This window comes from Shewanella sp. MMG014, assembly GCF_018100775.1.
GTDB lineage: Bacteria > Pseudomonadota > Gammaproteobacteria > Enterobacterales > Shewanellaceae > Shewanella > Shewanella japonica.
Window position 1 is genome coordinate 373,669 of record NZ_JAGJDZ010000003.1, and the last position, 14,389, is coordinate 388,057.

The window sequence follows — 14,389 nt, forward strand, 5'->3', positions numbered from 1 at the left end:
TTTGATTGAGTCTATTGGCTCAGATGCAGCATGTAGGTCTTATGTGACTACACGTGATTCTCTACTCACTACAAGCTTCAAGCTACGTTTATAAACACTTTTCTCGTTTATTTTATTCCTCTTTAAATACCTTTAGCGATTGCAGGACGTTTTTATTCGTTTTCTATACTGAATTATCCCAGTGTAAATATAAATGATAACGATTTACATTACTGTTGTTGGTTTGTTACCATCCGCGCGAATATTAGGAATCTGTTAACAAAGGACAGTGTGTAACATGAAACAAGCCAACCAAAAACATTTATCACTAGGCGCACAAGCCGTAGCAGCCGCTCTCGTTTTCTCTTCTCCTATAGTCTCTGCAGATCAAGAAGTTAATGAGACCTGTAACCCAGAAGTTAGCGGAATTGAGTGCGATAAAAACCAAACTGCTGAAGCCATTGAGCGTATTAAAGTTCACGGTGTAAAGAACGCCGTTTACTTATCTGAAGCCTCTGGCGATTTACGGCGTGTTGCAGATCTTGTTGATACACCACAAGTCATCACTGTATTAACCCAAGATCAAATACAAGAATCAGGTAAAACAGATTTAAAGGATATCTTGTCAGCACAAGCAGGTATTACTTTAGGTACTGGTGAAAACGGTAACGCCTTTGGCGATCGCTACATTATTCGTGGTCATGAAGCGCGTAGTGATGTTTTTGTTGATGGTCTGCGCGATCCTGGTATGACAACCCGTGAAAGTTTTGCCACAGAAGTTGTTGAAATCACTAAAGGTCCGAGTTCGACATTTGCAGGTCGTGGTTCTTCAGGTGGTGCGATTAACAGCGTGACTAAAAAAGCGTCAACATCGTACGACTTGGGCCGTGTTGATTTGGCATTAGGTACTGACGATCATCGCCGCTTAACTTTAGATTATAACTATGCCGTGTCAGATACTGTCGGTTTACGTGTCAATGGTTTACTTGCTGATGAAGATAAGCCTGGCAGGGAAGGCATTAGCCGTGAGCGCAATGGTGTGCAACTTTCAGCAGTATTTGAGCCAACAAGCGATTTGTCTTTCATTGCTGATGGCTATTATTTAGATGCAAAAGATGTGGCTGATTTAGGTAGCTACTTTGATCAATCTACCCGTGAGCCCATTTCTGATATTCCTGTATATGCACAAGAATCAGATTTTCTAAATTCAGAAGTGCTGACTTTTACCCTGCGCACTCAATATGACATTAACGATAATCTGACCTTTTATAATGCAACTCGTGTCGGTAAAACTGAAAACGGTTATATCACCACAGGTGCTAGTGGAACGACACGCAGCGAATCAGATCCTGTCGCACCAGGTGTTGATACTCTGACTTTAAGTACTCATCAAGGTAACCAAGAAGTTGATTACATCAGCACCCAATTTAATTTGTTTTGGAATACACAAATTCTAGGCATGGAGAACAAGTTTGTTTTTGGCCTAGAGTATACCGATCAGCAAGTTGATAACGGTGTTTATGATATTGAATTTGCCAACGAAACTAACTGTATAACAGCAGGGAGGCGTGGTGACTCTGGTGCTTACTGTATGTTAGATGGTGACGGTAACCCTGTCGACAATATCGATAAACTTATGGGCCGAACTTACACTAAAGGCATCAATGATGCTGAGTATCAAATAGAGACCATTTCAGCTTACTTTATGGATACGGTAGCGCTTACAAACGATCTAGAGCTGTTCTTTGGTGTTAGACAAGATAGCTTTGATTATCAGAATGATACATCGAGCAGTCGAAATGGAGATGTGTTGTACGAATATGATGACAGCATGTTTAACGGACACCTTGGGTTAGTGTATAGCATCACTGATGAAGGGAATATCTATGCTAATTACAGTACTGCAACCAATATCAATGGTGGTGAGTCAGACTTAGGCGCAAGCTGTGGTTATGGTGGGGTGTGTGGTACTGCTGAACAAGCGCGTGCAGCCGATCCAGAATTAGTTGAAAACATTGAGCTTGGTACTAAATGGATGCTATTTGATGACAGTGTGATGTTTTCGGCGTCAGTTTTCCAAATCACCAAGAGTGACGTAATGGAAAGTGTGGGCGACAGCTACTCAACACTTGGCACATTAAATACAGGTAAAAACCGAGTTCAAGGTGTCGAGTTTGGCATGGTGGGTAATATTACTGAAGCATTAAGCGTGCAATTTTCAGCAGCGATTATGGATTCAGAGGTGCTTGAATCATTCAATGAAGAAAGCGTAGGCCTTGCGTTGAGTAACTTTGCTGATGAAAGTGCATATCTACAATTACGTTATCAAATTAATGAAGCGTTTGTAGTTGGTGCAGGTTACACCTATCAAAGCGAAATGTACGGCGGGCAACCTGATACTGCAGCGGGTTATGATGATGAAAACGGCCGATACAGCATTGTTGTTCCAGATTACCAAGTGGTTGATTTATTTGCTAACTACAACGCAACTGAGTCATTAACTTTCCGCTTGAATGTGGGTAACGTGCTAGATGAAGAGTATTTTACAGCCGCTTATCGCTCGGGCGCATTTATGTACCTTGGCGATGCTAGAAATGCTAAATTGTCAGCGACCTATGAATTCTAAGGATTGAGTTGAGTTAACTAATGATTGTAATTGAGCAAATACTGTCTAAAGAAGACGTAAAAGCATATCGACAAACTTTGCAGTCAGTCCCTTGGGATGACGGTAAAAATACGGCAATGGGAATGGCTGCGGCAGTCAAGCAAAACAGCCAAGCACTGGCCAGTGACGCCAAGGTTCAACAGTTGGCAAACCAGTTGTTGAATAAAATAGGTGAAACACCCAAAGTGGTTTCTGCTACATTACCGCATCAGATATTTCCGCCGTGTTTTAACCGCTATGCAGAGTCTGAAGAATATGGCTTTCATGTTGATGCAGCAGTGATGCGTGTACCCAATACTCAGGTTGTGCTGCGTAGTGATGTATCGATGACAGTATTTCTCTCTGAACCCGATGAGTATGATGGCGGTGAGTTGATTATCGCCACTGAATTTGGCGAGCAATCCATTAAACTGCCTGCGGGTTATGCGGTTGTTTACCCGTCCAGTAGTTTGCATAAAGTGACAGCGGTGACACGTGGTGAGCGAGTTGCAGCAATCACTTGGATGCAAAGTATGGTGTCAGAATCGGTTTTAAGAGAAAATTTATATCAACTTGATCAGTCAATTCAATCGCTTATTGCTGCGGGTAATACGCCGCGTGCAGAATTGGATAGACTGCATAATGTTTACCATAATTTGATACGCCAATTTGCTCATTTATAATCGGCATGAATCACTGTTAACGATACTCAGTTTGAGCAGTTAATACTGACAAATCTGAGCAATAAACAAACCTAAGAAAGCGAACGTTTTCTTAGGTTTTTTGTTTTTTAACATAAGTTAATTAGTGAAAGAAACCATCAGCTTGTATATTAGCGGCCTTTAACGGGTAGCGATATGCACTTTACTGTGTTGATCGTTGCATTTAATTCTATTTTAATCTTGGTTAAGTAGGCTCTCGTGTCCTCAAAACCGAGGGGTTTATTTTTGGAGAGAACAACCCACCATGCAAGCTACTGGTATCCTCAATACCCTTAAAAAAGTTGATCAAAGTAAAACCTTCCAAGGTTTTGTTATCTTTGTGATTATTGTTTCTGCATTATCTATTGGTGCCCACACTTACCATTTACCGCCTTGGCTTGAGCAAAGCTTATGGGTATTGGATATTGCGATCACTGGCTTTTTCTTATTTGAGTTGATCATCCGATTTATGGCGAGTGATGGTATTAAGTCTTTCTTTTCCAAAGGCTGGAATATCTTCGATACCATTATCGTTATCGGTAGCTTAGTACCTTTAGGCGGGTCAACGATTTTACTCGCAAGATTGCTACGTATATTCAGGGTGCTTAGATTAGTGTCTATGGTGCCTGAGCTAAGAATGTTGATTAATGCACTATTAAAAGCGATCCCAAGAATGGGTTATATCGCACTGCTCATGTTCGTTATTTTCTATATCTATGGCGCTATTGGCAGCATGTTTTTTGCCAATGTGAATGACTTTTTATGGGGCGATGTGTCGATTGCTATGCTCACCTTGTTCCGAATCTCGACGTTCGAATCTTGGACATCGATCATGTATGAAACCATGGAAGTATACCCATTAAGCTGGCTGTATTATTTAAGCTTTATCTTCTTAACCACCTTTGTTTTCCTCAATATGATGGTAGGTGCTGTATTAGATGTGATGGGTGAAGAGACCAAAATCATGCGAGATGAGCAAGGGGATAACTGTGATACAGAAAAGCTTGAAAAATTTGGCGGAATAGAAATTAATAGTAACGTAAAAGATGAACAAATTCGACAATTACACGAAAAAATTGATAAGCTAACAGAGCTTATTTTAGAGAAGAAATAGTAATTGAATGTAAAAAAGAGTCTCATATGAGACTCTTTTTTACATTAATATGCTTCGTATCCTATTTAGGGAAAAGCGAGCACTTAGAGAGATGATATTATCGAATTATTGATTTGATGAACGTTCAACTTCAACAGCAGAGTCTATTAGAGAAAGCTCACGTTTTTCAACTGTCAAATCACTAATTGTAAATTCAAATGCATTTTTGTTGTCATCATTTACTCGTACGATGAAGTTAGTATCCTTTTTGTTACCGTCGATACGTGGAATCACAAACATTTCATCGCCAATTTTACGCATAGCGTTAATGGCCGCCTCACCTTTTAGTGCTTTTTCATCCTCATCACGTAAAAAGTCATTATAGCCATCTGCAGAATGATGGAAGACACGACCATCATCATAAAGATCTAGACGAGAATCTACTATGCTATTTGACGGAAGCTTTGCTGGCTTTTTCGTTAGATAAATGTTCATGTAAGTGCTGTAATCTGCATGTTTCTTAAAGCCTGATACAGAAAAGCTAAAATCATAATCACTCAAAGTCGTCGAGCCATCAAAGGTTTCTAAAGGATAAATCCATGGTTCTGCAAAGCCATTATTGTTAAGTTCAGCAGAATAAAGGGCATCTCCTTTACTAAGGTCATATGATTTAAGTGTTGCTCCGACTACTTGTTCTTCAGTAACAACAGGAGAGATTGGCTCAATTACAATTGGTTCTCCCAAGTCAGGAGCGATGATGATAACAGAACCATCATTTTCAGAGGTTTTAAATTTATAATGGGTATGCTCAGGCTCTTTTCTATTGTAAGCAATATCATCTACTAATATTTCACCAGATCTGGCAGTTAACACAATATCTGACCTTTTCTGAATATAGGTATAGTAAAGACCTTTGGAAGTGTCATCCTGCTTGTCAGCTTCTTTAGTTTGAGCCAGTAAGAAATGGTTATCATTAATCAATGAATTTAAACCGTCAATGACTGCAATACCTTCAAGTGTAACGTAACTATATGAAGGGTCGTATTCTGCTGTAATTTCAAAAATACCTTGGTCATTATTAATATCGGTTGAGCCAACAGCTGTGTAGTAATATCGAACTTCTTCGGAGGCATGCTCTCCCGTAAAACTAAGCTCGACTTTTACATCTTCTTCATGTGCATCTATTAAAAATTCAAAAGTTTGTTCTGCATCAGTAAGATCAATTACATCAATACAAGCTTCACCTCGAACAACTGCTGAACTAGGCACAACACAAAGTTGGTAATCATTTGTGCGTAAAAAGTGAGGATAGCCTGTTTCAGAGTAAACTTGAGCTAAAGGTACTTCTTCGGGATTTGGTGGATTAACAGGATAAACAATATCAGCAGAAACGGTTTCTTTAGTGATATTAGAATTAACAGAAACGGAAATAGATTTTGTTTCTACAGGATCTGGTGTAATCACTTCATTGTCATCATCTGAACTACAACCTGCAAGAAATAATGCAGAAATGACTGATAATGCTAATACTGATTTTTTCATGTTTCTCTCTCTCAATGACAAAATTATAACGGTACCCGGTACGAATTGGGTGTAGGTTATTCATATTTGGTACGCAATGCAAGTATTTTTTCGTATTTAATACCTAATATTGATTTTATGTGAGATTCGTGCACAATGATCAGCAGTTGAAAGGGCACTTAATTAAAGAGTTAAAAGTAATGGCGAAGATTTCTAAAGAAGAGAAAGAAGCTAACTTTCAGAAGTATAACCAAATTATTTTGGATATCTTTTTTGAAAGCGGCTGGCATTGTGTGACGTATGACAACATTGCCAAAGTTGCAGGGGTGCGAAAGAGTACCTTACAAGGCTATTACGAATCGAATAAAGAGTTTGCTCATGCATTAAGAGGCAAAGTATTTCCGATTTTTGCTGAGCAATTAGATTTTAGTTCGAAAGAGGCATTAACTGAGAGCTGGCATAAAGCGCTATCGGTTAAGCGCTTCCGTTATATTTTGAATATGCTTATTGCTAATTCAACTTTACCAGAGCCCTCTGACATGACCGTTAATGGCATGTCTAACCTGATCAAAATGGTTGATGGGCATTTTCCTGGCGAAGGTAGGGAAGTGGTTGAAGGTTTACTCGGTAAAACGATTTTGACGTTACTGGATGTGTAACCGGATAATTGATCGTCATTCAGCTTAGGGCCTGTTGATCTTTCAAGGTTATTTTTGCAGCGAATGGTTGGCCATTTATACAAGGAAGAGACTTTGTGGTGTAGTTATTCTACATAAAAAGTTAATAACGCAGTAAAAATGGCCAACAAACGCTGCCCAAAGGGTTCAAGTAAAAGCGTTTTACTCTTTGTTAGATGAATTTTGCTTAGATGACTAGGCATCAATCCATCCGCCTCAATTAAAACGCTTTTATTTCGAACAAAACTTAACCAGCAAAGAACAACAGGCCCTATTAACTCAGTGGTGAGAAAATGAAAGCGGCCTTGGAAATGTTATTCCAAGGCCGCTTTTTCTCGACTGGTATTTTTAAACAAATATGTTTGGGTTAATTTTCCTGATTAACCAGCGCCGCCAACATATACACCAAAGGGGCATTCCAGTTAATGGCGATTTCGTTGCTGGCATAACTGCAATCATGATCGAGGTAAGACTTTGCAGCTTGTTTTGATGGGTAAATGCCGCCTTGTTTTTTACAATCTTTGGCGTCCTGTTGACCTGGTTGTGGCCCGCCTGCTAAAAAACCGGGAATAGGGGCTTTAATACCATCAGCCATAGAAGCACGGTGGTGAATATGCATCGGCGTTTGTTGGCCAACTCCTGTGACATAAGAGATACCCATTGGATTACGACCAAAAATGTAATCGACGATAGCTATAGCGTGCTCCTCATACAAACTGTTCGGCTTATCTTTATTGTTTATGATTTGGTTTACACGCAATAACGTCACCGCTTTATTGAGCATGTTTGAGTTACTGCCCCATACAAAATCATTTGGACTAATCGCAAGGCCGTAAGCTGAATTTTGCCCCACTTCAATCCAACGCTCTGTTAATGCCGTGAGTTGCTTTTTGGCTTCTTTTGCGATGTTGTAAGGCGTATCAGAGTGTGATGCTAGTGTGATTAAGGCTAACGTTTCGACTTTATCCCACTCAGGGTTACGCGGCTTTTTCGGTATTTCAACTTTACTGAGGTATTCACTATCGCCTGTTGCAGCAAAAAGCTCGGCAGCTGCCCATAACCACTCATCATTTAAGTCATCCCCAGCTGTGGCATATGTCCCAGTGTGGATATCACTCGGCTGTTGATAATGGATGGCTGGATTTTTCAATGACCATTGCCATGCTTGCTTTGCTGCCATTAATAATTGCTGGCTATAGCTATGACCATTTGTAGGGTTAATTGATAAGTGTTGATCATACCGGGCAAGGATCTGGCTGGCTTTTGCCATTGTTGCAGCGAACCCTAAGCTGGCTGCTGTGGATTTGGCAACAAGGTAACGAGGTTGGTCCATCTTATGGGGCATTTCTGTGTCGCCAGTAAACCGCTTAGTCGTGAGCTTATGGTACAAGCCACCATCATTGGGATCTTGCATGGTCAGCATCCAGTCAATATTCCACATTACTTCGTCAATGATGTCAGGTAATGCATTACCTGATTCAGGAATATTCAAGTTAAGGTTAATGACGGCATTGGACTGTTCTGATACCGCTGCAAGTAAGGTATACACTGTGATATTTGAGTTCACTATGTACTTATTATAATCGCCAGCATCGTACCAACCTTTAGGAGATGAAATGACGGTGCCAACAGGGCGCGCTTTAGATGCCGCTGATTCGTGCACATACACAATAGTGTCTGGATGAGCAGCAGGTCTCGCATATTGGCCAGCAAATTCTTTTTGAATCACAGCGCCGCTGCGATTATAAAAATAGGCTTTAATGGCCGCAGTTAATGGTTTGTTATAACGCTCATCTGAAATAGTAAATGGCAGTGATTGCGGAATTGAGTCAACTTTTATGAAGTACTCACCTTGCTGAGTCACTTCGTCAAAATGCGCAAGCTTTACGTTGTCACCAGATGCTTCCCATGTTTTGGCTTCAGATAACTTTCCTTGAAAAACCGTTTTACCAGTATGCCGCTCAATCACGCTAAAATTATCCGCATCAGTCTCTGGTACCACAGCTGTTTTTGTACCATTAACGCCAAAACCTAATTGATTAAACTGAATGGCGTAATTTTTATTGGGGGCTGCATGGCTAATGCCAATGTTGAGTAATATAGCAGTAACAATCAGGGGGCATATTTGGGCGACAAGCTTAATCATTATCAATCCTTGTTAACGTAATTAGCCTGTTCATTATTACGGCTTTTTTAGCAAGAAAGAAACCCGAATGAGTCGAAATGACTATGCAAAAATATCAACAATGGGCCGTTCTGCCCAGTTGAATGGGATGCAAGATTAAAGCTTGTTATTGTCACCTGACAATTACAGTCACAATGCTTTAGAATAAGCCATTAATTTTTTCACAAGAGCAACAACATGCACGTACATATTCTTGGGATCTGTGGCACTTTTATGGGCGGCCTTGCGTTATTAGCCCGTGCTATGGGGCACAAAGTGACAGGCAGTGATGCCAATGTTTATCCGCCAATGAGTACCCAACTTGAAGAGCAAGGAATTGAACTTATCCAAGGTTTTGATCCGGTGCAATTGGGCAAAGACGGTGAAAACCAGCCCGATGTTGTTGTGATTGGTAATGCAATGAGCCGCGGTAACCCGTGTGTCGAAGCGGTATTGAATCGAGGTATTAACTATACTTCTGGACCGCAATTCTTATCTGAATATATTTTGCCAAATCGCTGGGTGCTGGCGGTATCTGGCACGCACGGTAAAACATCAACCTCAAGTATGCTTGCATGGGTGCTTGAATATTGTGGTTACGAACCGGGCTTTTTAATTGGTGGCGTACCGCAAAACTTTGGTGTGTCAGCAAGGCTAGGTCATTCCCCTTTTTTCGTGGTTGAAGCAGATGAATATGACAGTGCTTTTTTTGATAAACGCTCTAAGTTTGTCCATTACCGACCTCGCACATTGGTGATTAATAACCTTGAATTTGACCATGCAGATATTTTTGCCGACTTAGGGGCGATTCAGCGCCAGTTTAATCACGTTATTCGCACAGTACCTGGTGAAGGCAAAGTCATTTGGCCAGCTGAGGTTGAGGCTGTAAAAGACGTCATTGAGTTAGGCTGCTGGAGTGAGCAAGAGCTATTTTATGCGACTAGTACAGCGGGTAAACAAGCTGGCAAAGGTTGGTATGCAAATACCATTGCAGCAGATGGTCACGAATTTGAAGTGATGTTTGATGGTGAATCTCAAGGTATTTTGAATTGGGACTTACTGGGACAGCATAATATTGAAAATGCCGTGATGGCAATTGCTGCAGCGCGTCATGTTGGTGTGTTACCAGCACAAGCTATTGAAGCGTTAACTCAATTTTCGCCGCCTAAACGCCGTCTGGAGCTACTGGATACGGTGAGTGGTATTGCTGTTTATGATGACTTTGCTCATCATCCCACAGCCATTGCTACCACGTTGCAAGGGCTGCGAGCTAAAGTGGGTGAAGCGGATAACGCCAGTGGTAAATTGATTGTGGTTTTAGAACCTCGCTCAAATACCATGAAAAGCGGGGTACATAAAGACACCTTAGCCGCTTCAATGGCACTGGCAGATTGCGCGTTTTTGTACCAAGCTGACAATATTGGTTGGGACATGAGTGCCAATATGAATCATGCCAGTATTCCTGTCACTGTGATGACTGAGATTACAGATATTATTAACGCAGTCTCGTCACTGGCTCAATCGGGTGACACCATTGTGATTATGAGTAATGGCGGCTTTAATGGTATTCATCAGAAATTAATTAGCGCTTTAGCTTAAATAACCATTTTAAGGCATCCATAAGCGTGCACTGAACGTATAAATAGCGAGATACACTTAGCTATATTTAGAGAGTTTATGAGTAATACAACGCAGTACAACAAAAGACCCAAAGCCATTAGCCTTGCATGGACTGGAGCCTCAGGTGCGCCATATGGTTTAAAGCTATTGCAATGCTTGCTTGAGGCGGATTATCAAGTATTTTTGATGATTTCAAGCGCAGCACGAGTGGTACTTGCTACTGAAGAAGCGCTGCAATTAAGTGCCAACCCTGAAAAAGCACGTGAGCAGTTATTAGCGCATTTTGAAATGACAGATTCTGTGATTGGTGAGCTGGTGGTGTTAGGTAAAGATGAGTGGTTTTCACCACCCGCATCGGGCAGCGCGGCACCTAAACAAATGGTGATTTGTCCTTGTTCTACTGGCACCCTAGCAGCTGTCGCTACCGGAATGAGCAATAATTTATTAGAAAGAGCAGCTGATGTGGTCATTAAAGAGCGTGGTCAATTAATCCTTGTGCCACGGGAAACTCCTTTTAGTGCCATACACTTAGAGCATATGTTAAGCCTTACACGTCATGGCGCGACTATCATGCCTGCTGCGCCAGGTTTTTATCACCATCCCCAATCGATAGAAGATCTGGTAAACTTCATGGTTTCCCGAATTCTAGATCATTTGGGTATTGAACATGGGCTGACAAATCGTTGGGGTTATGCCACACAAAAGTCTCGCGACGAAGCCAATGATTAAGTCCGAAAGTCACGACAATTGAGAGTAATATGAAACACACAACCGAAGTGATGATTTCTGCAGAAGAAATCAACGAAAAACTGGATATATTAGCTGAAAGGATTAATGCCCATTACGCAGACAGCGAGCGTTTGTTAATGGTCGGCTTATTGAAAGGGTCTGTGGTTTTTATGGCTGACTTATGTCGCCGTATTAAAGGCCATGTTGAAATCGACTTTATGTCAGTTTCAAGTTATGGCAACGCAATGACAAGCTCACGTGACGTTAAAATCTTAAAAGATGTTTCTTCTGAGATTGCTGATCGCGATGTATTGATTGTTGAAGATTTGATTGATTCAGGTAACACCCTAAATAAAGTACGTGACATGTTATTATTGCGTGAGCCTAAAAGCCTAGCACTATGTACATTATTGGATAAACCTGAACGTCGTGAAGTGGATGTTCCTGTCGACTTTATCGGTTTTACCATTCCTGATGAGTTTATTGTTGGCTATGGTATCGATTATGCTGAGCAGTATCGTAACCTGCCTTATATCGCAAAAGTGGTTCCATTAGATTAATGTAACCCTTTGTGTGCAAACTCCCGCTTTAGGCGGGAGTTTTATTTTGGGCGTTAGAAAATATTTGCACCTTTTTCAGTTACATTACGTCATAGATAATACAATGCCAGTGTAATCACTCGTCTTAACAAACAGCTTAGAGGTATAGCAATGAGTAACAGCACCAATGCTTTGGTGATCGAAAACCTGCAAAAAACTTATAAAAGCGGTGTCCAAGCCGTTAAAGGAATTAGTTTAACCGTTGAACAAGGTGATTTTTTTGCTTTGTTAGGGCCCAATGGTGCCGGTAAGTCGACCACCATCGGGGTGATTAGCTCGTTAGTGCAAAAAACCGCTGGCAGCGTCAAGGTGTTTGGGTTTGATATCGATAAAACACTTGAACAAGCCAAAATGTGTATTGGCCTTGTACCGCAAGAGTTTAATTTTAATCAGTTCGAAACCGTGCTGCAAATTGTGGTGAATCAAGCGGGTTACTATGGCGTTACCCGTGCCGTCGCGTTACAGCGCGCCGAGAAATACCTTTCACAACTGGATTTGTGGGAAAAGCGTGACAGTCAAGCTAGAGCCTTATCTGGTGGCATGAAGCGCCGCTTAATGATTGCCAGAGCATTAATGCATGAGCCGAAGTTACTGATTTTAGATGAACCTACAGCTGGAGTTGATATCGAGCTACGCCGCTCTATGTGGCAGTTTTTAAAAGATATTAACAACCAAGGTGTGACGATTATTTTAACCACGCACTATCTTGAAGAAGCTGAAATGTTATGCCGCAATATTGGTATTATTGACAAAGGTTTGCTGGTGGAAAACACCAGTATGAAAAGCTTGCTAAGTAAATTGGATGTTGAAACCTTCATTTTAGATTTACGTAATGATATTGAAGCCGCGCCGCAAATCCCCAATATGAACTGCCGCCTTGTTGACGGGCACACGTTAGAAGTGGATGTGGCAAAAGCTCACAATCTTAATGATTTATTTGCCAAACTCTCAGAGGCAAACATCGAGGTCTCATCGATGCGAAATAAGGCCAACCGTCTTGAAGAGTTATTCGTAGAGCTTGTTGAAAAAGCCAAGGAGGCAAAATAATGAAGCACCTATATTGGATTGCCTTTAAAAGTATATTAACGAAAGAAATTAATCGTTTTACTCGTATTTGGGTACAAACACTAGTGCCGCCAGCGATTACCATGACATTATATTTTCTGATTTTTGGTAACTTAATTGGTAACCGCATTGGTGAAATGGGCGGCGTATCTTATATGGAATTCATCGCACCAGGCCTCATTATGATGTCGGTGATAACCAACTCATACTCTAATGTCGCGTCTTCATTTTTTAGTGCCAAAATGCATGGCAGTATCGAAGAGCTAATGGTTGCTCCTGTGCCTCATTACGTGATGATTGCTGGCTACGTGGGAGGCGGAGTTGCTCGTGGTTTAAGTGTTGGTTTGATTGTGACATTAGTGGCCATGTTCTTTGTTAATCTGAGCCTGCATCATGTTGGTCTTGTGATAATGACGGTATTTTTAACTTCTGTGCTATTTGCATTAGGCGGGTTAATTAATGCAGTATTTGCAAAAAGTTTTGATGATATCAGCATTATTCCCACGTTTATCTTAACGCCGCTGACCTATTTGGGCGGGGTGTTTTACTCACTCTCTTTATTACCCGATTTTTGGCAAGGCGTGTCGGCATTAAATCCGGTTGTGTATATGATTAACGTATTCCGTTACGGCTTTTTAGGCTTTGCAGATATTAGTGTGCCATTGTCAATTGGTATCATGGTAGGCTTTTGTGCATCGCTTTGGTTTGTGGCTTACTACTTAATATCTCGTGGTATTGGCTTGCGTAGTTAAGCTAAGTTAACCATCAAATATTATGCTAAAAGGACTCATTATGAGTCCTTTTTTTATGACGAATGCATTACAGTGGTTTGATAGTTAACCATTTCCATGGCGATGATTTTGATGTGATGCCAAGGTTTTGATGTCACGGTAAAGACAAAAGGATATAACACACGGATGAAACCAATAGATATTGGTAAGGCTTATGATCAAATTACGCATCGCTGGACAAGCGATACATTTAATCTTGAAAATGGCATAGCGCAGCATAAAAAAGCGCTGAACTTTGTTAAGCACAAGGGTAAAGCACTTGATATTGGTTGTGGCTGCACAGGGCGCTTTATCGAACTATTAAAAGCAGAGGGGTTTGCTCCTGAAGGTTTAGATGTGTCGGCTGAAATGATTAATATTGCGAAAGCCCGTCAGCCAGATGTTCGTTTTATTCATGCTGATATTTGCCAGTATCCATTGGATGAACAATACATGTTCATTACTGCTTGGGACAGTATTTGGCATATTCCGTTGACTGAGCAAACACAAGTATTGACCAACATTGTCAATGGATTATGTTCTGGCGGTGTGTTGATATTCTCGTTTGGTGGGACAACAGAAGCTGGCTCGCATACCAATTCGGTGATGGGACCTGAGGTGTATTATTCATCATTAGGTACCAATGGTTTTTTATCGTTATTTCAGTCTTTAGGTTGTGTAGTCAGGCATCTTGAATTCGATCAATATCCTGAAATTCATACCTATCTTATCATTGAAAAGCCTTAAATCACTTTGTAAAGCTTATTACGCTATATTTATCTTAACTGCGACGATTCATGCCATTTTAGTGTCTAGAGTGACTTTTT

Annotated in this window: 12 protein-coding genes; 10 read left to right on the forward strand and 2 right to left on the reverse strand. The window is 40.9% G+C overall.

The genetic code is table 11. From position 1 onward, the window contains the following. Positions 1-277: 277 nt before the first annotated feature. The 3 genes from J8L86_RS06920 (at position 278) to J8L86_RS06930 (ending at position 4,438) form a co-directional block, all read left to right on the forward strand. Positions 278-2,605 (forward strand): TonB-dependent receptor, encoded by a 2,328-nt coding sequence (locus J8L86_RS06920; protein WP_211029481.1) that lies wholly within the window; start codon positions 278-280, stop codon positions 2,603-2,605. 20 nt (positions 2,606-2,625) lie between these two features. Further along, complete coding sequence (locus J8L86_RS06925) at positions 2,626-3,306, forward strand: Fe2+-dependent dioxygenase (RefSeq protein ID WP_211029483.1); 681 nt, start codon at positions 2,626-2,628, stop codon at positions 3,304-3,306. 283 nt (positions 3,307-3,589) lie between these two features. After that, a complete protein-coding gene (locus J8L86_RS06930) occupies positions 3,590-4,438 on the forward strand; it encodes an ion transporter (RefSeq protein WP_211029485.1) in 849 nt (282 codons plus the stop codon). A 105-nt stretch (positions 4,439-4,543) separates the two neighbouring features. On the opposite strand, the gene J8L86_RS06935 is transcribed toward J8L86_RS06930, so the two are convergent. After that, entirely contained in the window at positions 4,544-5,959 is a 1,416-nt protein-coding gene (locus tag J8L86_RS06935; protein WP_211029487.1) for a hypothetical protein, read from the reverse strand. Positions 5,960-6,138: 179 nt separating this feature from the next. Between J8L86_RS06935 and J8L86_RS06940 the strand changes: the two genes are divergently transcribed. Further along, positions 6,139-6,597 (forward strand): TetR/AcrR family transcriptional regulator, encoded by a 459-nt coding sequence (locus J8L86_RS06940; protein WP_156003344.1) that lies wholly within the window; start codon positions 6,139-6,141, stop codon positions 6,595-6,597. A gap of 385 nt (positions 6,598-6,982) precedes the next feature. Here the strand turns inward: J8L86_RS06940 and J8L86_RS06945 are convergent, their stop codons facing one another. Further along, the gene (locus tag J8L86_RS06945) at positions 6,983-8,761 is read right to left on the reverse strand and encodes a glycoside hydrolase family 9 protein (protein ID WP_211029489.1); all 1,779 of its coding nucleotides are present in this window, start codon (positions 8,759-8,761) and stop codon (positions 6,983-6,985) included. 216 nt (positions 8,762-8,977) lie between these two features. Here J8L86_RS06945 and mpl point away from each other — a divergent pair, with 216 nt between their 5' ends. From mpl to J8L86_RS06975, 6 genes are all read left to right on the forward strand, one after another. After that, positions 8,978-10,378, forward strand: coding sequence for a UDP-N-acetylmuramate:L-alanyl-gamma-D-glutamyl-meso-diaminopimelate ligase (gene mpl / locus J8L86_RS06950; protein ID WP_211029497.1), 1,401 nt, complete (start codon positions 8,978-8,980; stop codon positions 10,376-10,378). Positions 10,379-10,456: 78 nt separating this feature from the next. Then, positions 10,457-11,128 (forward strand): flavin prenyltransferase UbiX, encoded by a 672-nt coding sequence (locus tag J8L86_RS06955; RefSeq protein ID WP_065109493.1) that lies wholly within the window; start codon positions 10,457-10,459, stop codon positions 11,126-11,128. A 29-nt stretch (positions 11,129-11,157) separates the two neighbouring features. Further along, complete coding sequence (gene hpt, locus J8L86_RS06960; RefSeq protein WP_055024877.1) at positions 11,158-11,688, forward strand: hypoxanthine phosphoribosyltransferase; 531 nt, start codon at positions 11,158-11,160, stop codon at positions 11,686-11,688. 150 nt (positions 11,689-11,838) lie between these two features. Further along, positions 11,839-12,774, forward strand: coding sequence for an ABC transporter ATP-binding protein (locus J8L86_RS06965; RefSeq protein ID WP_055024876.1), 936 nt, complete (start codon positions 11,839-11,841; stop codon positions 12,772-12,774). Further along, positions 12,774-13,544: an ABC transporter permease gene (locus tag J8L86_RS06970; RefSeq protein WP_055024875.1), complete on the forward strand. Its 771-nt coding sequence runs from the start codon at positions 12,774-12,776 to the stop codon at positions 13,542-13,544. Before J8L86_RS06965 ends, J8L86_RS06970 begins: the two co-directional genes overlap by 1 nt. Before the next feature lie 165 nt (positions 13,545-13,709). Continuing rightward, positions 13,710-14,309, forward strand: coding sequence for a class I SAM-dependent methyltransferase (locus J8L86_RS06975; RefSeq protein WP_055024874.1), 600 nt, complete (start codon positions 13,710-13,712; stop codon positions 14,307-14,309). Positions 14,310-14,389 lie beyond the last annotated feature (80 nt).